Origin of the sequence: Qipengyuania sphaerica (assembly GCF_019711595.1) — a bacterium.
GTDB lineage: Bacteria > Pseudomonadota > Alphaproteobacteria > Sphingomonadales > Sphingomonadaceae > Qipengyuania > Qipengyuania sphaerica.
Genome location: NZ_JAIGNR010000005.1, coordinates 139558 through 165217 on the forward strand (window position 1 = coordinate 139558; position 25660 = coordinate 165217).

Sequence of the window (25660 nt, forward strand, 5' to 3'; positions counted from 1 at the left end):
AGCGCATGCATCGCGCTATTGCGAGAACAGGGTTACGCTGCGTCCGCCGCCAGAGATTTTCACGCCGTTCTCGGGTGTCCGCTCGATCGTGTCGGAAGCCTCGAAGGCAGACCACAGCCGGGGCAGTTCGGGTGCCCGCGGGATGGTACAGATCGGACCTCCCGGCCCGGGCTCCGCGCTGGCCGAGAAGCCGGTTCCGGAAATCCGGTAGAGCCGGAATTCGCCAGCGCAACTGGGTTCCCACCAGATGTGCTCCTCGTCGATCCTCAAGGCGAGAGCGCGCGGCTCGTCGACCTCTTTCCCGTCGATCCCGGCGACCCGCCAATGGCCGACCAGGTCGATTTCTTCGACCACCGGGGAAGCATCGGTGACCGGTGCCGGTTCTTGCTGCCCTGCAGGTGGGGCCTGGTTGCAGCCCCACAGCGCCACCGCTGCCATGCATGCTGCAAACCTCATGCCACGTCTCCGCCACGCCGGCGCGACAGGCTGGCTTCGCGCTTCTTGCGATATTCGAGGAATTCCTCGCCCAGATCGGGATCCGGAACCGCGTCGGAGGCCGCGGCATCGCCCGCTTGGCCGATTTCATCGGGCGGGACCGGCCTCGAAATGAGGAACCCTTGCGCTTCCTGCACGCCCAGCTTGCGCAGCAGGTCGAGCTGCGCACGGTTCTCGATGCCTTCCGCGGTCGTGTCCATGCCGAGCGCATCGGCAAGGCGCGTAATCGTCGACACGATTGCCTGGCTGCCGATGTCGCTGGCGATGTCGGTGACGAAGGTGCGGTCGATCTTGATCCGGTCGAAGGGGAAGCGACGCAAATAGCCGAGCGAGGAATAGCCCGTTCCGAAATCGTCGAGCGCCACGCGCACGCCCAGTTCGCGCAGGCGGAGCAGCGTCACGTGACCGGTCTCGCCCTGGTCCATCAGCACATGCTCGGTAATCTCGAGCTCCACCCTTTCGGGATCGATATTGGTCGCATGGATCGCCTGCGCGACGGTTGCGACCAGGTTCGGATTGCTGACCTGTGTCGGCGACAGGTTGATCGCGATCCGGAAATTGCCGGGAAGCGAAACCGCATCTGCCAGCGACTGGCGTATGACCCATTCACCCAGCTGGAGGATCATGCCGGTGTCTTCCGCGACCTGAAGGAAATCGGTCGGCGCAATCATTCCGCGCTGCGGATGATACCACCGCAACAGCGCCTCGTAGCCCGTCGTCTGTCCGCTATCGAGGTCGATGATCGACTGGTAATGCATGCGCATCTGGCCGCGTCCCAGTGCCTCGCGCAGGTCCCTCTCGATCTCGCGACGCTCGCGCGCCGCCTTGTCGAGAGCGGGTTCGAACAGGGCGAGATTGTCGCGGCCCTTTTCCTTCGCCGCGTAAAGGGCAAGGTCGGCGCGGCGCATCAGTTCTTCGGCATCGCAATCGCCATCGGTGCAGCGTGCCACGCCGACACTGGTCGAGATGCGATAGGTGTGGCCCTCGATCTCGTAGGGCGCGCGGACGACCGAGAGGAAGCGGTGCGCGCGCTCGATCAGCAGGCCGTCACCCGCACGCGTTTCGATCAGCACTGCGAATTCGTCTCCGCCGAGGCGCGCGACCAGGTCCTCGCTGCGGATCTCCTGTTCGAGCCGCGTGCCGACTTCGCGCAGCAGCCGGTCGCCCACGAGGTGTCCGCGCGTGTCGTTGACCGCCTTGAAATCGTCGAGATCGAGATAGAACAGCGCGATATTCGAACCGGTCGAGCAGTGCTCTCCCGTCAGCGACCTTAGCCGTTCGTTGAAGAGGTAACGGTTCGCGAGGCCCGTCAGATTGTCGTAATGGGCCATGAAGGCGACGCGCTCTTCGACAAGGCGATCGGCTGTCACATCGCGGGCGACACCGCTCATCCGGCCATCCTCGCGCGGCCGGGCAGCAAGGCGCCAGTATTGCAGTTCACCCGAAACCCTCAGGCGAACGATAAGATCGCGGAACGGGCTGCGTTCGACGAGGCGCGTGGCAAGCGCATCGCGGTCTTCGCCGGCGATGAACAGGTCGAGGAAGGAACTCCCCTCGAGAACTTCGGGATCGCTATCGACTGCCGCAGCAAAGCGCTGGCTGACATCGCGCAGATTGCCGCGCGGTCCGACCGTCCAAAGGCAGTCGGAGGATTGCTCCTCGTAGTCGTTGAGGAGCATGCGGACGGTCCCGGTGCTCTCGCGCCGTTCGATCTCGGCTTCGCCCGCCGCGACGAAGTATCTCTCCTGCGCACGCGCCGCCACGAACAGCGCGATTGCGAAGCTGCAGATCAGGAGGACGGTCGGCCAGGCGCCCCAAGATCCGATCAGGAAGGCGGACAGGATGAGAGAGGGGGACATCGTGAGCGTATGGAAAATCGCCGCCTGCGGAGCGGTGCGGTGCACCAGGAGCGTTCCGCAAAGCACGGCCGTGCCGATGATGCCCAGCACGGCAATTTCCAGCCCTGCAGCATAAGAAGCGAGATAAGGGAAGACGACCACCCAGATCGTGCTGCCGATCGACTGGAGCACGAGGACGCGCTGCCATTGGTCGCGCATTTCCTCGAAGCTGGCGGTTTCAAGGTCGAGACGTCGGTCGAGCCAGACGAAGACCCCCAGCTGCGTTATCTGCGCCGTGGCCCAGATCGTCATGATAATCGCCGGTGCATTGTTCCAGAAGGTCCAGAGCAGGGCGAAAATCGAGGCAAGCGCCGGCAGAAGCGAGGTGGTGGCGCCCGAGCTGAAGCTTTTCAGGCGACGATAGAGCAGCAGCTGCTGCAGCGGATCCTCCACCGCTTCGTGGTCGCTTTTCGCCTGGTACTCGGTCACGGGCTCAGGTCGCGACACGCCATTCCCCTGTTAGCGTTTGCCCCGCATCCACGCATTTCTGCGGCTTGCGGGGCGAGCGTGCAACGTTGCACGCACACGGTCAAGCACATCCGCGTTGCAAAAATCTTTCGGTCGCCCAAGCAATTACGAAAAAGCCCCGCCGGATCGCTCCGGCGGGGCCTGATCTGTCGGATGAAAGTGCGGCTTATTCGCCGTCCTTCGCCTCCTCGTTGAGGTAGTCGCCCGCATCGGCATCGGTGCCGTGGGTTTCGCCTTCCATCGTGGCCAGCGGATCGTCGCCGATCGCCGCTTCGGGGCCCTGGGCCAGTTCGGCTTCGTGCTCTTCCTCGGCGGTATTGGCAGCGATGATCGCTTCCTGGGCCTTCTTCCACTGTGCACGCAGAGCGGCGTCGCGGCTGGAGGCGGTCACGCGCATGCGGTTCATGCCCGCGCCGGTACCGGCAGGGATGAGACGGCCCACGATGACATTTTCCTTGAGGCCGACCAGCGTGTCCTTCTTGCCCTCGACCGAAGCCTGGGTGAGGACGCGGGTGGTCTCCTGGAACGATGCGGCCGAGATGAACGAACGCGTCTGCAGCGAGGCCTTGGTGATGCCGAGCAGGATCGGCACGCCGGTGGCGGGCGTCTTGCTCTTGGTCAGCTTCGCATTGGTCTCGTTCAGTTCTTCCAGGTCGATCTGTTCGCCCGGCAGCAGCACGGTGTCGCCACCGTCGGTGATCTCGACCTTCTGCAGCATCTGGCGAACGATCACCTCGATGTGCTTGTCGTTGATCTTCACGCCCTGCAGTCGGTAGACTTCCTGGATCTCGTTCACGAGATATTCGGCCAGCGCCTCGATCCCGAGGACATCGAGGATGTCGTGCGGGTTCGGCGAGCCCGAGATCAGCGTGTCGCCCTTCTTGACGAAGTCGCCTTCCTGGACGTCGATGATCTTGGTCTTGGGGATCAGGTACTCTACCGGATCACCCTCCTCCGGAACGATCGCGATCTTGCGCTTCGCCTTGTATTCGCGGACGAATTCGATCTTGCCCGAAATCTTGGCGATGATCGCATTGTCCTTCGGCACGCGGGCCTCGAACAGTTCGGCAACACGCGGCAGACCACCGGTGATGTCGCGGGTCTTGGCAGCTTCGCGCGAAGCACGGGCGAGGATGTCACCTGCCTGCACTTCCTGGCCGTCCTCGACCGAGAGCACCGTGCCCGGCGCCAGCATGTAACGCGCAGCTTCGCTGTCGTCGCCGGCATCGTTGAACAGTGTGAGACGCGGGCGAAGGTCGTCCTTCTTGCGGCCGGTGGCGCGCATTTCGGTGACGACGCGCTGGGCGATACCGGTGGCATCGTCGACGCGCTCTTCCATCGTCTGCGTGTCGACGAGGTCCTGGAAGCGGACCACACCCGACTGCTCGGTGATGATCGGCAGCGAGAACGGGTCCCACTCTGCCAGGCGATCGCCTTCCTTCACCTTGCCGCCATCCTTGTGCATCAGCACGGTACCGTAAGGCACCTTGTGGATTTCGCGTTCGCGGCCTTCGGCGTCGATCACTGCCAGTTCGCCGTTGCGGGCGAGCGACAGGATACGACCCTTCTTGTCGGTGATGGTCGGCATGTCGCGGTAGACGACCTTACCGTCCGACACGGCTTCGAGATGCGAAGTCTCGTTGAGCTGTGCGGCACCGCCGATGTGGAAGGTACGCATGGTCAGCTGCGTGCCGGGCTCACCGATCGACTGCGCGGCGATGACGCCGACAGCTTCACCAATGTTGACCGGCGTACCGCGAGCCAGGTCACGGCCGTAGCAGGTGGCGCAAACGCCCTGCTTGGCTTCGCAGACCAGCGGCGAGCGGATCTTGGCGACCTGCACTTCGGCTTCCTCGATGACCTTGACCATCGGCTCGTCCACGAGCGTGCCGGCCTTGGCGATCACTTCGTCGGTCGAAGCGTTGACGATGTCTTCGGCAACCGTACGGCCGAGGATGCGCTCGCCGAGCGAGGCGATAACGCTACCGCCCTGCACGATGGCGCGCATTTCGAGCGCGTTGTCGGTCTTGCAGTCCTCTTCGACGATGACGCAGTCCTGCGACACGTCGACGAGACGACGGGTCAGGTAACCCGAGTTCGCCGTCTTCAACGCGGTGTCCGCGAGGCCCTTACGAGCACCGTGGGTCGAGTTGAAGTATTCGAGGACGTTCAGGCCTTCCTTGAAGTTCGAGATGATCGGGTTCTCGATGATCTCGCCCGATGGCTTGGCCATGAGGCCGCGCATACCGGCCAGCTGCTTCATCTGCGCCGGGCTACCACGCGCACCGGAGTGCGACATCATGTAGATCGAGTTGATCTGCGCTTCCTTGCCGTCCTTGTCGATCGGCTGCGAACGGATCTCTTCCATCATGGCGTCGGCCACGCGGTCGCCGCACTGGCTCCACGCGTCGATGACCTTGTTGTACTTTTCCTGCTGGGTGATCAGGCCGTCCTGGTACTGCTGCTCGTAATCGGCAACCAGCGCCTTGGTTTCCTCGACCATACCCGCCTTGCTGTCGGGGATGATCATGTCGTCCTTGCCGAAGGAGATGCCGGCCTTGAACGCGTGGCGGAAGCCCAGCACCATGATGGCGTCGGCGAACAGCACCGTGTCCTTCTGGCCGGTGTGACGATAGACCTCGTCGATCACGTCGGCGATGTCCTTCTTCGTCAGCAGGCGGTTGACGATGTCGAAGGGAACCTTGTGGTTCTTCGGCAGGCATTCGCCGATCAGCATGCGGCCCGGCGTGGTGACGAAACGCTTCATTTCGACCTTGCCGTTCTCGTCGGCCTGCGGGACGCGGGCCATGATCTTCGAGTGAAGCGTAACCGACTTCACTTCCAGAGCCTGATGGACTTCGGCCATGTCGGCGAACATCGGCAGCTGCTCGTGCTTCTCGCCATCGTCGCCTTCGATATACTCGGGCGTCTTTTCCTGACGTTCCATCGACAGGTAATACAGCCCCAGCACCATGTCCTGCGAGGGCACGATGATCGGCTTGCCGTTGGCGGGCGAGAGGATGTTGTTGGTCGACATCATCAACACGCGCGCTTCCAGCTGCGCCTCAAGGCTCAGCGGAACGTGAACGGCCATCTGGTCACCGTCGAAGTCGGCGTTGAAGGCGGCGCAGACCAGCGGGTGAAGCTGGATGGCCTTGCCCTCGATCAGCACGGGCTCGAATGCCTGGATGCCGAGACGGTGGAGCGTCGGTGCGCGGTTGAGGAGGACCGGGTGCTCGCGAATGACTTCGTCGAGGATGTCCCAGACTTCCTTGCGCTCCTTCTCGACCCACTTCTTCGCCTGCTTGAGGGTCATCGAGAGACCCTTGGCGTCGAGACGGGCGTAGATGAAGGGCTTGAACAGTTCGAGCGCCATTTTCTTCGGCAGGCCGCACTGGTGCAGCTTGAGTTCCGGACCGGTCACGATGACCGAACGGCCCGAATAGTCGACGCGCTTACCCAGAAGGTTCTGACGGAAGCGGCCCTGCTTGCCCTTGAGCATGTCGGAGAGCGACTTGAGCGGACGCTTGTTCGCACCGGTGATCACGCGGCCGCGGCGGCCGTTGTCGAACAGTGCGTCGACGGCTTCCTGCAGCATGCGCTTTTCGTTGCGGACGATGATGTCCGGCGCGCGAAGCTCCATGAGGCGCTTGAGGCGGTTGTTACGGTTGATCACACGACGGTAGAGGTCGTTCAAATCCGAGGTCGCGAAACGGCCACCGTCCAGCGGGACGAGCGGGCGCAGTTCGGGCGGAATGACCGGCACGACTTCGAGGATCATCCATTCGGGACGGTTGCCCGATTCGATGAAGCTTTCGACGACCTTCAAACGCTTGATGATCTTGGCAGGCTTGAGCTTCGACTTGGTGGTCGCCAGCTCTTCCAGCAGGTCTTCCTTTTCCTGCTCAAGGTCGAGATCCATCAGCATGGTCTTGACTGCGGACGCACCGATGTCGGCGGTGAATGCGTCTTCACCGTATTCGTCCTGCGCTTCGAGCATTTCATCTTCGGTCAGCAGCTGGTGCTTTTCCAGAGCGGTTAGGCCCGGCTCGGTGACGATGTAGCTTTCGAAGTAGAGCACGCGCTCGAGCTGCTTGAGCTGCATGTCGAGCAACAGGCCGATGCGGCTCGGCAGCGACTTCAGGAACCAGATGTGCGCGACCGGAGCTGCAAGCTCGATGTGGCCCATGCGCTCCCGGCGGACCTTGGTCACGGTGACTTCGACGCCGCACTTTTCGCAGACGACGCCCTTGTACTTCATGCGCTTGTACTTGCCGCAAAGGCACTCGTAGTCCTTCACGGGGCCGAAGATGCGCGCACAGAACAGGCCGTCACGTTCTGGCTTGAACGTACGGTAGTTGATCGTTTCCGGCTTCTTGATTTCGCCGAAGGACCACGAGCGGATGCGCTCGGGGCTGGCGATGCCGATCTGGATCTCGTCGAAGGTTTCGGGCTTCGCGAGCTGGTTGGTGAATTTGGTCAGTTCGTTCATGACTTAATTCCCTAAGGGGTAATTCTAATGGGCGGAAAGCGGAGGGGGTGGTTAGCCCCCTTATTCCGCCGCGATCGCGAGGCCGTCGTCGTCTTCGTCGTCGCTGAGCGACTTGAGTTCGACGTTGAGACCCAGGCTGCGCATTTCCTTGACGAGCACGTTGAAGCTCTCCGGAATGCCGGCCTCGAAGGTGTCGTCGCCCTTGACGATGGCTTCGTAGACCTTGGTACGGCCGATCACGTCGTCCGACTTCACGGTGAGGATTTCCTGCAGCGTGTAGGCTGCACCGTAGGCCTGGAGTGCCCAGACCTCCATCTCACCGAAGCGCTGGCCGCCGAACTGCGCCTTACCGCCCAGCGGCTGCTGGGTGACGAGCGAGTACGGGCCGATCGAACGGGCGTGGATCTTGTCGTCGACCAGGTGGTGCAGCTTGAGCATGTAGATGATGCCCACGGTCACCTTGCGGTCGAAGGCTTCACCGGTACGGCCGTCGAAGAGGACCGACTGGCCGTCTGCATCGAGGCCTGCACGCCCCAGCTCCACGGTCACGTCGCCTTCGCGCGCGCCGTCGAACACCGGCGTACCCATCGGGACACCGCGCGACAGGTTGCCGGCGAGTTCGACGATTTCCTCGGTCGAACGGGCCTTGAGGTCTTCGGCATAACGGTCGCCATAAACGTCGTTCAAGCGCTCGATCACGGCTTCGGGCGGCTTCGCCTTGGAATAGTCTTCCGCAGCGTTCGGGTTGGCCTTCTTCCACTCTTCGAGCTGCTCGCCGATCTGCATGCCCAAATTGCGGGCTGCCATACCGAGATGCGTTTCGAAGATCTGACCGACGTTCATGCGCGAAGGCACGCCCAGCGGGTTGAGGACGATGTCCACCGGCGTACCGTCGGCGAGGAACGGCATGTCCTCGACCGGCAGGATGCGCGAAATGACACCCTTGTTACCGTGACGGCCGGCCATCTTGTCGCCCGGCTGCAGCTTGCGCTTCACCGCGACGAAGACCTTGACCATCTTGAGCACGCCCGGAGCGAGTTCGTCGCCACGCTCGAGCTTTTCCTTCCGGTCCTCGAACTTGTCGTCGATGACCTTCACGCTCTCGTCATACTGCGACTTGACCGCTTCGATCTGGGCCTGACGGTTGTCGTCCGCAACTGCGAACTTGAACCATTCGTGCTTGTCGACACCTTCGAGCACGCTCTCGTCGATCACAGTGCCCTTCTTCACGCCCTTCGGAGCAGCCGAGGCGGTCTGGCCTTCGAGCATGTCCTTGAGGCGGTTGTAGGTCGCACGGTTGAGGATGGCGCGTTCGTCGGCAGCGTCCTTGCGGAGGCGTTCGATTTCCTCGTTCTGGATCGCACGCGTACGGTCGTCGATCTCGATACCGTGACGGTTGAAGACGCGGACTTCCACGACCGTTCCGGCAACGCCCGGCGGCAGGCGGAGCGATGTGTCGCGCACGTCGCTGGCCTTTTCACCGAAGATGGCGCGCAGGAGCTTTTCTTCCGGCGTCATCGGGCTTTCGCCCTTCGGCGTGATCTTGCCGGCAAGGATATCGCCCGGGTGCACTTCGGCGCCGATGTAGACGATGCCCGCTTCGTCGAGGTTGCGCAGAGCTTCCTCGCCGACGTTCGGGATGTCGCGGGTGATGTCTTCGGGGCCGAGCTTGGTGTCGCGCGCCATGACTTCGAATTCCTCGATATGGATCGAGGTGAAGACGTCGTCCTTCACGATACGCTCGGAGATGAGGATACTATCCTCGTAGTTGTAGCCGTTCCAGGGCATGAAGGCGACGAGCGTGTTACGGCCCAGCGCCAGTTCGCCCAGATCGGTCGAGGGACCGTCGGCGATGATATCGCCGGCCTCGATCGTTTCACCCACCTTCACCAGCGGACGCTGGTTGATGCAGGTGTCCTGGTTCGAACGCTGGAACTTCTGCAGAGTGTAGATGTCGACGCCCGACTGGCCGGGTTCGACATCGCCGATCGCACGGATGACGATACGCGTCGCATCGACCTGGTCGACGATACCGCCGCGCTTGGCGGTGATCGCCGCACCCGAATCGCGGGCAACGGTTTCTTCCATGCCGGTGCCGACCCAGGGCGCTTCCGCCTTCACGAGCGGCACGGCCTGGCGCTGCATGTTCGAGCCCATCAGTGCGCGGTTGGCGTCATCGTTTTCCAGGAAAGGAATGAGCGATGCTGCAACCGAGACGAGCTGCTTGGGCGAGACGTCCATCAGCGTGATGCTCTCGCGCGGCGCCATCAGGTTGTCGCCGTTCTGGCGCGCCGAGACCAGCTCTTCAACGAAGCCGCCCTTGTCGTCGAGGTCGGCCGAAGCCTGTGCGACGGTGTGCTTCTGCTCTTCCATCGCCGAGAGGTAGATGACCTCGTCGGTAACCTTGTTGTCCTTCACCTTGCGATACGGCGTCTCGATGAAGCCGTACTTGTTGACGCGGGCGAAGGTGGAGAGCGAGTTGATCAGACCGATGTTCGGGCCTTCCGGCGTTTCGATCGGGCAGATGCGGCCATAGTGCGTCGGGTGAACGTCGCGCACTTCGAAGCCTGCACGCTCGCGGGTGAGGCCGCCCGGGCCAAGCGCCGAAACGCGGCGCTTGTGGGTGACTTCCGAGAGCGGGTTGGTCTGGTCCATGAACTGCGAGAGCTGCGAAGAACCGAAGAACTCGCGCACGGCAGCCACGGCGGGCTTGGCGTTGATGAGGTCGTTCGGCATCACGGTCGACACGTCGACCGAGCTCATGCGCTCCTTGACCGCGCGTTCCATGCGCAGCAGGCCGACGCGGTACTGGTTTTCGAGCAGTTCGCCGACCGAGCGGACACGGCGGTTGCCGAGGTTGTCGATGTCGTCGACTTCGCCCTTGCCGTCCTTGAGGTCGACCAGTTCCTTGACCACGGCAAGGATGTCTTCCTTGCGCAGCGTGGTGACGGTGTCTTCGGCATCCAGGTCGAGGCGCATGTTGAGCTTCACGCGGCCGACTGCCGACAGGTCATAGCGCTCGCCATCGAAGAACAGGCCTTCGAACAGGGCTTCTGCGGTTTCCTTGGTCGGCGGTTCGCCGGGACGCATGACCTTGTAGATCGCTTCGAGGCCCTCGTCGCGGTTCTCTGCCTTGTCGACCTTCATCGTGTTGCGGATCCACGGACCCGTGTTGACGTGGTCGATGTCGAGCAGGTCGAGGCTGTCGACGCCGGCGGCGTCGAGCACTTCGAGGTTCTCGGCGGAGACCTCGTCACCGGCTTCGATGTAGATGCGACCGGTGCTCTCGTCGATCAGATCTTCGCTGGCATAACGGCCGAAGACTTCCTCGGTCGGCAGCAGCAGGGTTTCGAGACCGTCCTTGGCCGCCTTGTTTGCAGCGCGCGGGCTGATCTTGGTACCGGCCGCGAACACTTCCTCACCGGTCTTGGCGTCCACCAGCGGGAAGGCCGGCTTCTGGCCGCGCCAGTTCTCGGCGACGAAGGGAAGCTCCCAGCCGTCCTTGGCGCGCTTCCAGGTGACCTTGTCGTAGAAGTGGTCGAGGATGCCTTCGCTGTCGAGGCCGAGCGCGTAGAGCAGCGCGGTGACCGGCAGCTTGCGCTTGCGGTCGATACGCACGTTGACGACATCCTTGGCGTCGAATTCGAAGTCGAGCCAGCTGCCGCGATAAGGAATGATGCGGGCAGCGAAGAGGAGCTTGCCCGAGCTGTGGGTCTTGCCGCGATCGTGGTCGAACAGGACACCCGGCGAACGGTGCATCTGGCTGACGATAACGCGCTCGGTACCGTTGATGATGAAGGTGCCGTTGTCCGTCATCAGCGGCATGTCGCCCATGTACACGTCCTGCTCCTTGATATCGAGCACGGAGCGGGTCTCGGTTTCCTGGTCGACTTCGAAGACGATCAGGCGCAGCGTGACCTTCATCGGCGCGGCATAGGTGATGCCGCGCTGCTTGCATTCGACGATGTCGTGCTTGGGCGGTTCGAGTTCGTAATGGACGAAGTCGAGTTCGGCGGTGCCGGCGAAGTCGCGGAGCGGGAAGACCGAGCGCAGCGTCTTTTCGAGGCCCGAGACATGGCCGGTGGCCTTGTCGGAACGCAGGAACTGTTCGTAGCTCTCGCGCTGGACTTCGATCAAATTGGGCATGTCGACGACTTCATGGATGTCGCCGAAAATCTTGCGGATACGCCGTTTTGCGGTACCCGAAGCAGTGCTGCGGGGCGCCTTCGCCTTGGTAGCCATAAGGGGTAGTTACCTCTTCTCGTGTGCGTCACCCCCGCGCGGACAGGGGTGCAATTCGTGTCTCATGCGCGTGAGAACCATGATCGGGACGCAAAAAGGCCGCAGCGAATGCGCGCCAATAGCGGCGGCAGCTGCAGCTCATGAAAAGCGTCGCGATATGGAAACGCCGCTTCCATCCTGTACCCGATCCCCGCGCATGAATCGGATTCGCTCGAAGCGTGCGGTCGGGAGGGCATGTAGGAAGCGTACAGAGGAAAGTCAAACGCCAGATTGGCGCACAAACGGCGGAAATCCGGGCATTTCGAGTTTCGATATGTCACATATCGTTTCTCGATATTATCGATTGACAATAAGTGCGACTCGCCTTATTGATTATCGATATTGAAGATCAAGGAGATCGATAAATGCTTCGTTTCAGCCCCAATTTCGCTGCCGCATTTGCGGCCATCATCATCACTCTCGTCTCGGTCCAGGCGGTTACCGTCGTGCCACACGCGTCGGCCTCCGTCGCCACCCTGCCGGCCATCGCCTGACCCTTTCGGAGACACTTCGTGACAAATACGAAAAACGACCCCCTGCTGACTGTCGCACGGGTTGCCATCCGCATCCTGCAAATCCTGCTCGGTATCGCCACGGCCGCGCTTGTCTTCGCCATTCCCTTCGTCTTGTTCGGGCGTGACCTGATCCAGCGCGAGATGCGCGAAGAAACGGGCAATCTGGCGGCCGTCTTCCCTCACTGGGAAGTGGCAGGCCTGCTGGTCGTCTTCCTCGCCACCGTCATCCTCACCTTCCTTTTCCTGCGCAAACTGCTCGCAATTATCGACACCGTTGGTGAAGGCGATCCCTTCGTGCCCGCCAATGCCGAGCGCCTGACCCACATGGCCTGGCTGATGGTGGCCGTGCAGGGTCTCGCCCTGGCTCTCGTACCTCTGATCGTGCGCGTTCAGCTTGCCTTCGAGGAAGTCGACCCGACCATGGACGCCGAGCTCGACCTGGGCGGCATCGTCCTCGCCATTACCCTGTTCATCCTTGCCCGCGTATTCCGCCATGGTGCCGCCATGCGCGCCGACCTGGAAGGGACCGTGTGATGCCGGCAGAAGAAGGAACCTATATCGTGGTCAAACTCGACGACCTGCTCCACGCCAAGCGCATGACGCTGACCGAGCTGGCCGAACGCGTCGGCCTGACGCTTGCCAACCTCTCGATCCTCAAGACCGGCAAGGCCAAGGCCATCCGCTTCTCCACGCTCGAGGCCATCTGCCGCGAACTGGATTGCCAGCCTGGCGACCTGCTCGCTTACGAGCAACCTGGCATCTGAACGGGCGAAAACTCGGAAAAATATGCATCGGGCTAGGGGCTCGATGCATTTTCCATATTTGCGACTCGCTTGAATGTGGCTATTTTATGGCTACGCCAATCATGGCGCTTAGGAACACGATAAACATGAAGAAGATCGCACTCGTTGCCGCTCTCCCCGTTGCTCTCTCGCTCGCAGCTTGCGGCGAAACCGCGACCGAAGAAGCTCCGGTCGAAGAAACCGCTGTAGAAGCTCCGGTTGAAGCTCCGGTCGTCGAAGAAACCGTCACCACCGACGAAGCTGCTGTCGACGCCACCGTCGAAGCCGGCACCGAAGAAGCTCCGGTTGCTGAAGAAGCTCCGGCTGGCGAATAATCGCTTTGTCGATCCCGCCACCGTGCGGGGCGCCATAGGCACATTGGGACCCGGTTCGAAAGAGCCGGGTCCTTTTGCATTCGGCAGGTTCCTGCACCAGTGAAAACTTGACTCCTGCGCCCGAACCGCTAGATGCGCGCCCGACCGGCAAGCCTACTGGCAAGCCGATCATCCGTCCGAGACAGTTGGTGACCGGGATCTGCCCGGTCTTAATTTCCAGCCTAGACGGGGAAAAGAGAATTCCCGGTGGGTCTTGAAACCCGCCGTTTCGCGCCATTTGGCGCACTCCTTCCCCCATCAACGGACTCGCCCGTGTCGTCTTTTCGGCATGGACAAACGTAGCCGATCGTTCGGGAGCCATCCCGTTCGGTCATAGTGAAGGAGTATGGCATGGATCGTTCGCAGAAAGCCGATTCGGTCGCCCAGCTCAGCGAAGTCTTCAACCAGGCTGGCGTGGTCGTCGTGACCCGCAACCTGGGCCTTTCGGTCGCCCAGTCGACCGAACTGCGCACGAAGATGCGTGAAGCCGGTGCGTCCTACAAGGTTGCGAAGAACCGTCTCGCCAAGCTCGCCCTGAAGGACACCGACTACGCAGGTCTCGACGAGTACCTGTCCGGTCCGACCGCCCTTGGTTATTCCGAGGATCCGGTTGCTGCAGCCAAGGCTGTGGTGGAGTTCGCCAAGACCACCGACAAGATCGAAATCGTCGGTGGTTCGATGGGCGCGCAGAAGCTCGACGAAGCAGGGGTCAAGGCACTCGCCTCGATGCCGAGCCTCGACGAACTTCGCGGCAAGATCGTGGGCCTCGTCAACGCCCCGGCAACCAAGGTTGCCCAGGTCGTCAACGCACCCGCGGCCAAGCTCGCACGTGTCTTCGGCGCATATGCCGCCAAGGAAGCCGCGTAAGAGCTGGTTCTCGCGCAGAACACATATTCATCGGGGCAGAGCCGATCAGGCACCCCGGCCTATTATTTGGAGTGAAACATCATGGCTGATATCGCCAAGCTTGTTGAAGAACTGTCGAAGCTGACCGTCATGGAAGCCGCTGAGCTTGCCAAGGCACTTGAAGAAGAGTGGGGCGTGAGCGCCGCTGCTGCTGTTGCTGTTGCTGGCCCGGCCGGCGGTGGCGATGCCCCCGCAGCTGAAGAAAAGGACGAATTCGACGTCGTCCTCACCGGCGACGGTGGCAAGAAGATCCAGGTCATCAAGGAAGTCCGCGCCATCACCGGCCTGGGCCTCACCGAAGCCAAGGCTCTTGTCGAAGGCGCACCGAAGGCGCTCAAGGAAGGCGTCAACAAGGCTGAAGCCGAAGAAATCAAGGGCAAGATCGAAGCAGCCGGCGGTACCGTCGAGCTCAAGTAAGCTTTTCGCTTACGCTTCGATCTCGTTTCGCGAGATCACGCGAAGGGCGGTGCCGCAAGGTGCCGCCCTTTTCGTTTTGCAGGGCGGAGCAGGCACGATGCCCCCGCCGCATCTCACATCCGGTAGTTCACCCGCAGCCCCATCGTGTCGATGCCCGGGTTCTGGTCGCGGTTGAACAGCCGGGCGTTGCTGATGTGGACCCAGCTCGCCTCCACCGACCAGCGATCCGACAGATCGACGCCCAAAGCCAACTCCGGCTCGAACAGAACCCTGCTGCCGAGGTCGGTGCGGAAACCCGTCACCGGATCGACGCGGAGCGAAGGCGCGTCATGCACAACGAGGCCTACGCCGGGGCGCAGGTAGACCTGGCCGATTTCCGCCTTCCAGCCCACACCGACGCCCGCAAAGTTCGTATCGCCGGAGAGATTTGCAGAGCCGAAGACATAGGGCTGCATTCCTCCAAGCGCGTCGATTTCAGCGAAACGGAAACCTGCCTGGACGTCCACACCGCCTTCGTTGGTGGCGAAAGTGAAAGGCGTGTCGACGGCGTGGGCATAGACCCCGCCATAGATTTCCTGTGCCATGGCCGATGCAGGAAAGAGACCTGCCACCGCAGTGAACATTGCGAGCGGACGTGCGAAGCGCATGATGTGATTTCCATATATTTCGTGGAAGGGTCGTTAGGTATTATCCCGGCGCAGCTTTCGGAGGGCTGAAGCAAGGTCTTACCCCCTCGTTAACCTAAACGCGAAACCGTTCCTTGAACTTGCTTCCCTAGTCGGGAGGCATGGCTGGAAAACTCTCCAAGCACTCGACCATGCGGACCGCGCTCGCCGGCGCCGTGCTGTGTGCGCTTGCACCCCAAGTCGCGCAGGCAGCAACCCCGCTGGTGGCGGTCCAGACTGCCGAGATGCTGGCCGGAGATTGCGGATCGCCGGTAGCGGCACCGCTGGCAGCCAACTCCCCGATATCGATCGCCGTCCCAGCCCCAAGCAAGTCGGCCCAGATCATCGGGGGCGCGAGCGCGCTCGACGCGATCCGCGCACGCCAGGCAAGCGCTCCCTCGTCGCATCCGCTGCTTTCGAGTGCGCCTGCCAAGCCTTTCGAACCTGCCGCCGCGCCGCTCGCCGGTCGCAGCGAGGCCTGCGCGATCTCCGCCAGCCCGTTCGCCGTTGCGGGACCGGTGGGCTTTGCCGTGCCGCGCAGCGTGCAACCTCTTTACGCAGCCGCAACGCCGCGGCGCGATCTCGTCCTCGGAAGCCGGATGGTGCCGATCGCGCGCACAAGCTTCGATGCGCAGTGGAACCGCGTGAGTGCGGGCCGCACCAATCTGTCGGCCACCCTTCGCCGCGTCGGCAGCGATGGCCGCGGCCGCGCGGACATCGTCGCGTCGGTCAACCGCTGGGTGAACCGTGAAATCCGCCATGCCGAAGACATCGAGCTTTACGGCAAGAGCGATTACTGGGCCGATGCCGCAACCACGCTGCGCCTCGGCAAGGGCGACTGCGAAGATTTCGCCCTGCTCAAGATGGAACTTCTCGCCGCTGCAGGCGTGGCGCGCGAAGACATGATCCTCACGCTCGCCCGCGACCTCATCCGCCGCCGCGACCATGCGGTTCTGCTGGTGAAGGAAGGGGATGGCTGGCTGATGCTCGACAATGTCGGCAGCGCGCCGCTCGATGCGAGCCTCGCGCATGGCTATCGCCCGGTGATGAGCCTCGGCGCAAAGCAGAGCTGGCTTCACGGTTACTGAAACAAATGAGGGACGCAGGTGCTAGGCCACCCGCGCCCCTCTCTCCCCCCTAAGGGAAGCCTTTATCGCTCGGTAAGCGCGCGATCGAAGGCGCGGTTTACCGGCTTGAAGAGATAGGACAGCACACTGCGCCGTGCGGTCAGGATGGCGACATCGGCGACCATGCCCGGCACGATCGGCAGGCGCACGCCGCCCTTTTCGATGAAAGACCGGTCGGTTTCGATAACCACCGAATAATAGGCCTCGCGTTCGACCTCGTCGAAGATGCTGTCTGCGCTGACCTGCGCGACCTTACCCTTCAGCCCGCCGTAGATCGAGAAATCATAGGCGGTGATCTTGATGTTGGCGTTGTCCCCGACCTTCACGAAGGCGCGGTCGCTGGGTGAAATGCGCGCCTCGACCAGAAGCTTGTCGCCCACGGGCACGATCTGCATGATCTTCTCGCCCGCATTCACGAAGCCGCCTTCGGTCGTGACCTGCACGTCGTTGACGATGCCGTCGGAAGGCGCGCGCAGTTCATTGCGGTCGCGGCGGGCCGAGGCCCCGCGAATGCTTTCCTCGTTCACCGCGATACGCGTGGTGATCTCGCTGCGCTCCGCAAGCGCTTGCTGGCGAAAGTCGGCACGCGCCTGGCTGAGATCGGCCTGCGCCTGGTTGATTGCAGCCGAAGCGCGGCCGGCAGCCTGGCGGGCGGCCGAAAGGCGGCCCTGAAGGTCGACCACTTCGCGCTGCGCTTGGAGAAGGTCGGTTTGCGGAACGATATTCTTGGCCGCCAGCGGCCGCAGCATGTCGACCTGCTCGCGCGCGAGCTGAAGGCTGCTCTGGAGGCTGGAGGCCGTTGCCTGCGCCTCGGACAAGTCACGGCGGCGCTGCTCGACCGCGGAGGCCAGCGACGCTTCGCGGGCCCGCGCAGTATCGCGGCGTGCCTGCGCAAGGCGCGCTTCCTCGGCACATGCCGTGCCGGGTTCGCAGCCGATCGTCCCGCCGGAAGCTTCCGAATCGAGACGCTGGGCGCGCGCGGCCAACCGATCGGTTTCGGCCTGGAGCTCGCCCAGTTGCGAGGCGCTCTGCGAATCGTCGAGGCGGACCAGCAGGTCGCCCTTCTTGACGCTTTGCCCGCTGCGCACGAGGATTTCGGACACGACGGAGGGCTCGGCCGGCTGAACCAGCTGCGCCTTGCTCGAGGGGATCACCTTGCCGACGCCGCGGGTAATCTGGTCGACCTGCGCAAAAGCAGCCCAGGCGAACAGCAGCAGCATTCCCACTGCAGCGGTGACGATCAGGCGCTGCGCCGCGCTCATCGTGTTCCAACGCTGGAAGACAGTCATTGCACTTGCTCCGATGAAGGTGCCGGGGCGGCGATGATGGCGCCCTGCGAGCTGAGCGTTTCGCGATAGCCGGCGCTTGCCTGGACCGGATCCGGTATGGTCAGCCGCCAGGTCTTGGTGGTGTCGATACGTCCGCCGACATCGGCCTTGGCATGGCGGTCGGTGACGTCGGGCACTACTGTCAGCCCGGGTGTAAACTGGGCTTCGGCGGCAAGCGCGATCCGCTCGTCATCCTTGGCGAGAAAACGCGCAAAATCGACTTGCGGCTTGAATTCGCGGCCCGCCCAATTGCCGTAGAAGCTGGCGGCGCGGCCCGGCGAACCGGGGAAGCGATAGAAGATATGGCGCCCGATGGTCGCAAGCTTGCCCATACGGAAGGCCCAGTAGGGCACGACGTAATCGGCATGGTAATGCGTCGCCGTGCCGACTTCGGAGACCTCGCGTCCGCCCAGCGCATCGCGGGCGATGGCGAGCGACTTGCGCCACAGATTTGCCTGCGGCTTGCGCATAAGCGCACCGTCGCATGTAAAGCTGAACTGGCAGACCGGCTGGTTCCAGCCCTGATAGACCACGCCGCACACGGTGTTGGGATAGGCGGGATGGCGCACGCGGTTGAGCACGACCTGCGCCACCGCGCGCTGGCCCTGTTCGGGCTCTAGTGCGGCTTCGTAATAGACCGCCTGCGCAAGGCAATCGGTCGCGGTGCCGTAGTAGTTGGAGGACATGGGAATGCCCGCAAAGCGGCCCACCCGCTCGATCCGTCCGCCCAGTGTCGGGATGGCGAGGTTCTTCGCCAGCGCATCGCCCTCGTCGATTTCCACGAGAGTGGATTCCGCTTCGGCGGACGTCGTCATGTCGGCGAGGTCGGCCTGCATTTGAGGCGCCAGCCGTGCCATGGCCTCGGCCTTTTCCTGCGGCACCAGCATAGCGGATGTCCCGATCAGCGCGCTTGCCACGGCAAGGACCGAGAAAGCCCAGGCGCGCTTGGCGCGTGCGATGCCCGCCTTGCTCACAGCGTGCCTCCCTGCGCCGCACCGGCCTTGGCCAGCACTTCCTTGATCGGTCCGTCCGCAGCCACGCGGCCGCGGTCGAGTACGATGAGACGGTTGCAGACGGAGAAAAGCGCCGGGCGATGGGTGGAAATCACCAGCGTCTGCTCGGGGCTGATCGAGGCCGAAAGGCGTTCGACGAACATTTTCTCGGTCTCGCTGTCCATCGCGCCGGTCGGCTCGTCGAGGAAGAGGAGCTCGCGCGGTTCGACCATGGCGCGGGCAAGCGAAAGGAAGCTGCGCTGGCCGCCCGAAAGCTGGCGACCGTCTTCGCCAACCGAGCGGTCAAACCCGCCCGCATCGCGGCTGAGGAACTGGTCTGCACCCGTTGCCCGCATGGCTTCCAGCAGGGCCTCTTCGGACAGGCCGAGGCGACCCAGCGTGAGGTTGTCGCGCACCGAACCGGAGAACAGCGCCGCATCCTGCCCCACGAAGCCAAGGGCCTCTCGCAGCTGCTGCGGGCGGTATTGGCGGCTGTCGATGCCATTGACCATCATCGCGCCTTCGCTCGGCGCATAAAGGCCGCAGAGCAGGCGCCCGAAAGTGGATTTGCCCGAGGCAACACGTCCGACGAGCGCGATCCGCTCGCCCGGCTCGATGGCCAGGTTGAGGCCCGAAAGCGCGGCGGGCGCTTCGGGAGCATAACGGAATTCGGCATCCTCGAAGCGGATGGTCGGGCGCTTGATCGCTGCAGGTGCGACACTGGCACCCTGCTTGCGCTCGTCCCCGCCATCGAACATGCGCTCGATGCTTTCCAGCGTTTCCTTGGCCTGACGGCCGCGGGTAAGGAGGAATGCAATCTGTCCTGCCGGGGCCAGCGAACGCGAAGCCAGCATCACGATCGCGATGATCGCGCCCATGGTGATCTCGCCCGCAGCAAAGAGGTAATAGCCGCCGATGATCAGCGCGACGGTCGAAATCTGCTGGAAGACTTGCGCAAGGCTGACTGCAACCGAGCTTATGTTCCTGAGGCGAAGCTGCGAATGGCCACCGATATCGGCAAGGCGATGCCAGCGCGAGAGCATGCCGCCCTCCCCGCCCATGGCCTTGAGCGTTTCCGCGCCGGTCAGCGATTCCACCAGCAGCGTCTGCTGGAGACCGTAATCGGCCTGCGCGTCCTGCGATGCCTCCACGACCTTCTTCTGCAGGATGAAGCCTGCAATCGCCATGGCGGCGATGATGGTCAGCGGGACCAGCGCGAGCCAGCCTGCGATGATCGCGATGACGGCCACGAAGATGACGAGGAACGCCACGTCCACCACCAGCACGACCGAAGTCGAGGCGAAGAAGTCGCGCACGATGGCATATTCGGCAACGCGCGCCGCCATCGAACCGGTGTGCCCCTTGCGCTCCGAAAGCGGCATGGCGAGCAGGCGCGAGAAAATCTTCTGGCTCAGCTTGAGGTCGAGCCTTTGCGCGATCTCGTCGACGATCGAGGTGCGCGCGCGGCGCAGCGCGAATTCGAGCGCAAAGGCAAGCACGACGCCAAGACCCAGGACCCACAGCGTTTCCTGCGCCTGGTTCGGGATGACGCGGTCATAGACATTCATGGTGAAGATCGGCAGCGCGACCGCCAGCAGGTTTACCAGCAGCGAGGCAAGGACGACCGGCATGAAGGCGCTGCGCTCGCGGCGCAACTCGCCCCAGAACCAGTGACCGCGCGCCCTGGCATGCCAGGGCGCTTCGTCGGCGCGCATCCGGTCGGGATCGCCGTAAACGGGAAAGAGGATTCCCCAATAGGTTTCGGCCAGGTCGAGCCGCTTCTCCCAGGTCTCTGTCCCCGTTTCGGGGCGCCAGACGAGCAATTCGTCTTCCTGCGATTCGAGCAGGAGGACGAAGCCGCCCTCTTCGAGCGCAGCGATGGCTGGCAGGGTCTTACCGCTTGTGGGGAGGCGCTTCTGCCGGAGCAAATCGTGATTAAGCCCGGCAAGATCCAGCGCTGCCGGAGCCTGGTGCTGCGGCAGGAGGCCATCCGGATTACGCGGCAATTGTACGAGCGTAGTGCGCGAAAACGGCAAGCCATACCGGCTCGCCGCTTCCGCGATGCAGTCGACGAGCGGGTCGAGGACCCGCCCGTCAATCATATCTGCCTTGGCGTGTTCCATTGCCTAGATGGAAACCCCCTTTCCGTTGCTTCAATCTCCGTCGACGCGCCTTTGCAGTTCGGCTTCAACCGGCGGACCGTAATCGAAGCGATCGCGTTCGGTCTGGCCGGAGCCGGCTCCCGGTGCGATGCTCAGCGCGTCGAGGAAGCGGTTGGTAGCAGCAAGCGTCTGGTACTGCGCGAACAATTGCGAGAAGCGTGCCGTTTCGAGACGCACCTGAGTATTGAAGCGCGTGTTCTGTGCATCGAGCACGTCCAAGAGCGACCGGCGGCCGATGTTGAACTGGCTGCGATAGCTCAGCAGCAAGTCGTCGCTGACCTGGCTCTGGCGATCGAGCTGCTGGGTGATGCGACGCTGCGTGTCCAGCTGCTGCCATGCAATCCGGACATCTTCTTCCGCTTCGCGCTGGCGATCGTGCAGGGCATAGCGTGCAAGGCTGGCCTGACGGATGGTTTCCTGCAGCTTGGCGCGATTGATGCCGCCGTCGAACACGTCCCAGCGCAGCACGACGCGGGCCTGGATGTCGTTGGTTTCGCCCTTGAAACCATCGATGTCCTTGCCGGTACGGCCGCTCGCCTCGATCCCGATGGTCGGGTAGAGGTCGCCCTCTGCCGAATCCACCAGGGCATTGGCCGCATCGACGTCCGCCTGCGCTTCGCGCACCAGCGGGTTGCTGATGCGTGCGAGGCCCACTGCCGTCGGCAGGTCGGCCGGCATGGCAGCCGAAAGATCCGGCGGCAGGGCACCGACGTTGATGTCGAGCCCGGTCAGGCGGCGAAGCGAGATATAGGCGTTGCGCAGGTCCAGATCGGCTTCCTCGTTACGCACGAGGGCCGACTGGTAGCGCTCTTCCGCCTGCTGCTGGTCGGCGATCGAGATCGAACCTTCGGTCACGCCGCGCTGGAGGTCGCCCACCAGCGTCTGGTGGAACATCGCATTGTCACGTGCGGCTGCTGCCACGCGTTCCTGCAGCAGCACGTCGAGATACTGGCGTGCGATCTGCAGGGCGATGAATTCCGAACGTTCGGCAACGCGGTTGGACGCACCGTCCACGCGCGAGGCCTGGCGCAGCAGTTCGCCCCGACGGCGACCGAAGTCGAGCAGGGTCCACTCGCCGCGGATAGCCGCTTCGCGCGGGTAGAGCTCGTCATCCGAAATGCCGAGCGTGCGGCGCGTGTTGTTTTCAAGGTGGCGGACGCCGGCGCCCAGTTCGATGCCGACGCGCGGCTGGAACAGCCCCTGCGCCTGGCGACGTTCGAACTCGATCGCTTCCTTGTTGTACTGCGCCTGCAGGATGTCGGGGTTCGACTGCATCGCGATCGAGATCGCTTCCTGCATCGTTACCGTCTGTCCGGTGTTGTCTTGGGCAATGACTGCCGGAGCCGAACCTGCAAGCAGGAGCGCTGCGGCGGTTGCGAGAGTTGTCTTACGCATGTCTCGTCCCCTCCCTTACTGGTTGACCAGGATTTCGACGCGGCGGTTCTGCAACTCGCGCACGCCGTCGGCGGTCGGCACGCGTGGGCTTTCCTCGCCCTCCGCCTCCGTGGTGATGCTCGCACCGGAAATGCCGCGAGCGACCATCAGGCTCTCGATGGCATCGGCGCGGCGTTCGGACAGGCCGATGTTGTAGGCATTGCTGCCTGCACGGTCGGTGTGGCCGACGACCTTGAAGCTGGTCCAGTTGCAGACCGGCGCGTTCTCGACGACGTATTCGACCGTTTCGACCGCATCCTGCTGCGGCGTGGCGCTGTCGAATTCGAAGAAGATCAGGCCGGGTGCCTGCGCTGTGCAGACTTCGGGGCGCGGCGCGGGCTGCGGCTCGGGTGCTGCAACGCGCGGCTGCGGGGCCCGGTTCATCATGTCGTATGCCAGGGCGCAGCGGCCGAGGCTGACCGGATCCTTGGTGTTCGACTTGAGATAGCCGAGCGCGATGCCGCACTGGGCCTTGGCCTCGCTCGCCCACAGGTAACGCGGGTCGTTGGCGGCCACGATCGCGGGATCGTTGGTCATGGCAAGCCCGGCATCGTAGCGCATCTGAACCGCGCTGCGCAGTTCGTCCCCGTCCAGAGCCATCAGGTCATCCTGCGCGAAGGCCGCGGTGGGAGTTAATCCCGCCGCGGCTCCGGCAAGCGCGAAAATCGCTGCTTTTTTATTCATTGCAAAGCCCCTTGTTGCAAACTTCTCTCTGCGATTAGGCCGATGCCGCTGCCAGGGCGGCAACATCGTCGTTTTGTTCTTGTGCGGCCATTCCCATGGCGAACTGCGCCATATCGTTGGCCACCATGCTGTCGAGCAATCCTTCAGCCGGTGAGATCGCCATCGCCACGCCGTCATGGGCATCGGCGAAGTAATCGACGATCGCATCGACCTGGGCTGCGGCTGCGAGTTCGGCCACAGCCTCGCCCACTCCGAACCCGGGTTCCTGCATCGCGGCCACGTCCACCATCTTGCCCGGTGCTTCGAGCATGAGGAGCGCTTCCATCGCGCTGCCGGCATCCATGTTGGCGAAGCCTTCGAAGGCGCTCGGACCGCCGGAGAATTCCGGAGCCTGCATTGCCATCGCCGCGAAGTCGGGTCCTTCCGACTGGACTTGCATCGCCATGTCGGCAATGCGGCCGCCGAAATCGACCTGGGTGCCGAGGATGCTCGCCATCATGTCACCGCCGGCAAAGCCGGGCTCGGACTGGACGAAGCCTTCGAAGTTCATGGCGTAAGCTTCCGGCAGCTGCACCGCCGCCATGTCGAAGCCGCCTGCAAACTCGAAATTAACCATATCGTGACCCGCCGAACGGGGATCGCCGAAGGTCTGATTCAGGTCTGCACGGACTTCCGGCATGAAGAAGCCGGCTGCCATGGCAGCGACCGTGGCCATCTCGAGCGGCCGCATGTCGATGCGGGTCGCCTGCTGGTCGGTCGACACGGTCGACAGGCTGACGAGACCGTCATTGTCGTTCACCGCCATGTCGAGCGACGCCGCCTTGGCCGACGGAACCGCGGCATTGTTCATTGCCGGGTTGAGCGTGATGTCGAGTTCGCCCGAGCTGACGACATCGTCGTCATTGTCGATGACCGAGATCGGCACCGTGAACCCGACCGGGTCGTCCGACTGGATCGTTGCACCGAAATCGCCGACCTTGATTGTGTCACCCGAGACATAGGTGAACTCTAGCGTGGTGTATCCAGCTTCCGGATTCTCACCTTGGTCGACGCCCTGCTGGTCGGTGAAGACCGCGATGCGCGTGCCTTCGGCCTGCGCACCCGACGAACCGTTCACACCCGTTACGTTGACGGTACCGTCATTGTTGAAGGTGACCGTGTAGTTATCGCCGCCAACAGTCACGGGGATGGGGTTCGTGTTGCCCGGATCGGCAATAAGCTCGGAACTTTCACCGCCATTGCTGATCACGATACCGGTGATGTCGTCCTGGACGCCATCGTCGAGATCGTTGTCATTGTCGGTGTCGTCCCAGGCGGTGATCTTGATTTCCGTACCAGCCGAAGAGGTGAACAGCGCGCTGGCACCATTGGTGGTCAGGTTTTCCTCGAAGGTGTGGTCGCGGTTGCCCGGCTGGCCATAGCCGCCCGAACCGCCGGGATCGCCGCCGAGATCCTGGACGTAGTTGACCTGGAGCGTTTCGGGCAGGTTGGTGCCGCTGCTCAGGCCGAGCGAGTTACCCGAGCCCACACCGCCGGCGATGTCGGAGGTATTGACGGTGCCGTTGTTCACACCGCCGATTTCCGGCGTCAGCAGCAGGTCGAAGCTGTCGTTCGTGCCGGGCTGGTTGAAGCCGGCCCACGCACCGTTACCGCCCACGAAGTTGTACCCGCCGTCGTTGAAGTCGACATTCGTCACCGCATCGAGCGGCTGGTACATCTGCAAGACATACAGATCGTCGAAGTTCTCGGGGTCGAGCGTGATCGTGAAGACGGTCGATCCGCCACCGGCCTTCGCAGCCGTGAGCACGGTGCCATCGCTGGAGATCGAGTATTCAAGCGGGGCCAGTCCCGAAGTCAGGTTCTGCGCTTCAAGAGCATCGATCGACGCCTGTGTGAAAATTACGCGTCCGCCGTCGGCACCGTAATTGGCATCGACATCGAAGCCGCCGTTGAGGGCCTCGATGTAGAAGCCGGCCTCGTTCGTTCCGGTCAGTGCATCAGCGGCAACTGCTGCAGGACCATCGTCCTCGAAGCTGATGTTGCCCGAGATATCGACCGCATTGCTGGTCGCGGTATCGTCGTCGCCGTCCTCGACCGTCACGACCACGCTGATCGCACCGGTATCGAGAGTGACGGCTTCATCGTCGCTGTTCGGGTTGGGATGTTCGAGCGAGAGATACTGCTCGACCGTCACCACGCCCGTATCGGTATCGATACCGATCGCGAAGGCCGCCTGGCCGGCGAAGGTGCCGTTGTCGACCACGCCGTAGATCACGCCGTTCTCTTCCACCAGCGTGATGGTCGAGCCGTCGGTCAGCGTCAGGTTGCTCAGCGGGCCGACCGCGTCGAGCTGCAGCGCATAGGTCGGATCGCCGCCCTGCCCGTCAGCACCATACGCAGGATTGTTGGCCGCAAAGTCCACGATCGCCGTACCGCTGGTCGCAATCGACAGCGCGTTCGAACCCGCCACATCCGGATCATTGCCCGCCGTGTAGGACGAACCCGCCGTGAGCGTGACCGCTCCGGCACCATCGCCGCTCTCGTCGAGCGTCACATCGGCATTGGCATCGAGCACGATCGCGACTGCAGGACCATCGTCCTCGAAGCTGATGTTGCCCGAGATATCGACCGCATTGCTGG

Annotated in this window: 18 protein-coding genes; 7 read left to right on the forward strand and 11 right to left on the reverse strand. The window is 63.1% G+C overall.

Features of this window, described 5'->3' with window-relative positions:
• Positions 1-15 precede the first annotated feature (15 nt).
• The 4 genes from K3178_RS14000 to rpoB form a co-directional block, all read right to left on the reverse strand.
• Complete coding sequence (locus tag K3178_RS14000) at positions 16-456, reverse strand: hypothetical protein (protein ID WP_221572033.1); 441 nt, start codon at positions 454-456, stop codon at positions 16-18.
• Positions 453-2840 (reverse strand): putative bifunctional diguanylate cyclase/phosphodiesterase, encoded by a 2388-nt coding sequence (locus tag K3178_RS14005; protein ID WP_221572034.1) that lies wholly within the window; start codon positions 2838-2840, stop codon positions 453-455. Before K3178_RS14005 ends, K3178_RS14000 begins: the two co-directional genes overlap by 4 nt.
• 187 nt (positions 2841-3027) lie before the next feature.
• Positions 3028-7353: a DNA-directed RNA polymerase subunit beta' gene (gene rpoC / locus K3178_RS14010; RefSeq protein WP_221572035.1), complete on the reverse strand. Its 4326-nt coding sequence runs from the start codon at positions 7351-7353 to the stop codon at positions 3028-3030.
• A 60-nt stretch (positions 7354-7413) separates the two neighbouring features.
• Complete coding sequence (gene rpoB, locus K3178_RS14015; RefSeq protein ID WP_221572036.1) at positions 7414-11595, reverse strand: DNA-directed RNA polymerase subunit beta; 4182 nt, start codon at positions 11593-11595, stop codon at positions 7414-7416.
• Positions 11596-11999: 404 nt separating this feature from the next.
• Here rpoB and K3178_RS14340 point away from each other — a divergent pair, with 404 nt between their 5' ends.
• The 6 genes from K3178_RS14340 (at position 12000) to rplL (ending at position 14628) form a co-directional block, all read left to right on the forward strand.
• Positions 12000-12128: a hypothetical protein gene (locus tag K3178_RS14340; protein WP_282098881.1), complete on the forward strand. Its 129-nt coding sequence runs from the start codon at positions 12000-12002 to the stop codon at positions 12126-12128.
• A gap of 18 nt (positions 12129-12146) precedes the next feature.
• On the forward strand, positions 12147-12683 hold the full coding sequence (locus K3178_RS14020; protein ID WP_221572037.1) for a DUF2975 domain-containing protein: 537 nt from the start codon (positions 12147-12149) through the stop codon (positions 12681-12683).
• Positions 12683-12913: a helix-turn-helix domain-containing protein gene (locus tag K3178_RS14025; protein WP_221572038.1), complete on the forward strand. Its 231-nt coding sequence runs from the start codon at positions 12683-12685 to the stop codon at positions 12911-12913. Before K3178_RS14020 ends, K3178_RS14025 begins: the two co-directional genes overlap by 1 nt.
• A 125-nt stretch (positions 12914-13038) precedes the next feature.
• Positions 13039-13266 carry a hypothetical protein gene (locus K3178_RS14030; RefSeq protein WP_221572039.1) on the forward strand — a complete coding sequence of 76 codons (228 nt, stop codon included), beginning with the start codon at positions 13039-13041 and terminating at the stop codon, positions 13264-13266.
• 390 nt (positions 13267-13656) lie between these two features.
• A complete protein-coding gene (gene rplJ, locus K3178_RS14035) occupies positions 13657-14172 on the forward strand; it encodes a 50S ribosomal protein L10 (RefSeq protein ID WP_221572040.1) in 516 nt (171 codons plus the stop codon).
• An 81-nt stretch (positions 14173-14253) separates the two neighbouring features.
• Positions 14254-14628, forward strand: a complete 375-nt coding sequence (rplL, locus tag K3178_RS14040) for a 50S ribosomal protein L7/L12 (protein WP_221572041.1) — start codon at positions 14254-14256, stop codon at positions 14626-14628.
• A gap of 113 nt (positions 14629-14741) precedes the next feature.
• Here the strand turns inward: rplL and K3178_RS14045 are convergent, their stop codons facing one another.
• Positions 14742-15275, reverse strand: coding sequence for an acyloxyacyl hydrolase (locus tag K3178_RS14045; RefSeq protein ID WP_221572042.1), 534 nt, complete (start codon positions 15273-15275; stop codon positions 14742-14744).
• Between the two features lie 140 nt (positions 15276-15415).
• Between K3178_RS14045 and K3178_RS14050 the strand changes: the two genes are divergently transcribed.
• Positions 15416-16381, forward strand: a complete 966-nt coding sequence (locus K3178_RS14050) for a transglutaminase-like cysteine peptidase (protein ID WP_221572043.1) — start codon at positions 15416-15418, stop codon at positions 16379-16381.
• A gap of 62 nt (positions 16382-16443) precedes the next feature.
• Here the strand turns inward: K3178_RS14050 and K3178_RS14055 are convergent, their stop codons facing one another.
• The 6 genes from K3178_RS14055 to K3178_RS14255 all read right to left on the reverse strand — a co-directional run.
• The gene (locus K3178_RS14055; protein WP_221572044.1) at positions 16444-17709 is read right to left on the reverse strand and encodes an HlyD family type I secretion periplasmic adaptor subunit; all 1266 of its coding nucleotides are present in this window, start codon (positions 17707-17709) and stop codon (positions 16444-16446) included.
• On the reverse strand, positions 17706-18722 hold the full coding sequence (locus K3178_RS14060; protein WP_345719904.1) for a cell wall hydrolase: 1017 nt from the start codon (positions 18720-18722) through the stop codon (positions 17706-17708). The genes K3178_RS14055 and K3178_RS14060 overlap by 4 nt, the downstream gene beginning before the upstream one ends.
• On the reverse strand, positions 18719-20863 hold the full coding sequence (locus K3178_RS14065; RefSeq protein WP_247713818.1) for a type I secretion system permease/ATPase: 2145 nt from the start codon (positions 20861-20863) through the stop codon (positions 18719-18721). Before K3178_RS14065 ends, K3178_RS14060 begins: the two co-directional genes overlap by 4 nt.
• Before the next feature lie 30 nt (positions 20864-20893).
• A complete protein-coding gene (locus K3178_RS14070) occupies positions 20894-22297 on the reverse strand; it encodes a TolC family protein (RefSeq protein ID WP_221572045.1) in 1404 nt (467 codons plus the stop codon).
• 15 nt (positions 22298-22312) lie between these two features.
• On the reverse strand, positions 22313-23020 hold the full coding sequence (locus K3178_RS14075; RefSeq protein WP_247713819.1) for an OmpA family protein: 708 nt from the start codon (positions 23018-23020) through the stop codon (positions 22313-22315).
• Positions 23021-23054: 34 nt separating this feature from the next.
• A partial coding sequence (locus K3178_RS14255) for a DUF5801 repeats-in-toxin domain-containing protein (protein ID WP_247713820.1) occupies positions 23055-25660 on the reverse strand: 2606 nt, incomplete at its 5' end.

Excerpts from the sequence above, each read along its gene's own strand:
- K3178_RS14000 (WP_221572033.1), bottom strand. The coding sequence starts at position 456 with ATGAGGTTTGCAGCATGCATGGCAGCGGTGGCGCTGTGGGGCTGCAAC.
- rpoC (WP_221572035.1), bottom strand. The coding sequence starts at position 7,353 with ATGAACGAACTGACCAAATTCACCAACCAGCTCGCGAAGCCCGAAACC.
- rpoB (WP_221572036.1), bottom strand. The coding sequence starts at position 11,595 with ATGGCTACCAAGGCGAAGGCGCCCCGCAGCACTGCTTCGGGTACCGCA.
- K3178_RS14340 (WP_282098881.1), top strand. The coding sequence starts at position 12,000 with ATGCTTCGTTTCAGCCCCAATTTCGCTGCCGCATTTGCGGCCATCATC.
- K3178_RS14025 (WP_221572038.1), top strand. The coding sequence starts at position 12,683 with ATGCCGGCAGAAGAAGGAACCTATATCGTGGTCAAACTCGACGACCTG.
- K3178_RS14030 (WP_221572039.1), top strand. The coding sequence starts at position 13,039 with ATGAAGAAGATCGCACTCGTTGCCGCTCTCCCCGTTGCTCTCTCGCTC.
- rplJ (WP_221572040.1), top strand. The coding sequence starts at position 13,657 with ATGGATCGTTCGCAGAAAGCCGATTCGGTCGCCCAGCTCAGCGAAGTC.
- rplL (WP_221572041.1), top strand. The coding sequence starts at position 14,254 with ATGGCTGATATCGCCAAGCTTGTTGAAGAACTGTCGAAGCTGACCGTC.
- K3178_RS14045 (WP_221572042.1), bottom strand. The coding sequence starts at position 15,275 with ATGCGCTTCGCACGTCCGCTCGCAATGTTCACTGCGGTGGCAGGTCTC.
- K3178_RS14050 (WP_221572043.1), top strand. The coding sequence starts at position 15,416 with ATGGCTGGAAAACTCTCCAAGCACTCGACCATGCGGACCGCGCTCGCC.
- K3178_RS14055 (WP_221572044.1), bottom strand. The coding sequence starts at position 17,709 with ATGACTGTCTTCCAGCGTTGGAACACGATGAGCGCGGCGCAGCGCCTG.
- K3178_RS14065 (WP_247713818.1), bottom strand. The coding sequence starts at position 20,863 with ATGGAACACGCCAAGGCAGATATGATTGACGGGCGGGTCCTCGACCCG.
- K3178_RS14070 (WP_221572045.1), bottom strand. The coding sequence starts at position 22,297 with ATGCGTAAGACAACTCTCGCAACCGCCGCAGCGCTCCTGCTTGCAGGT.
- K3178_RS14075 (WP_247713819.1), bottom strand. The coding sequence starts at position 23,020 with ATGAATAAAAAAGCAGCGATTTTCGCGCTTGCCGGAGCCGCGGCGGGA.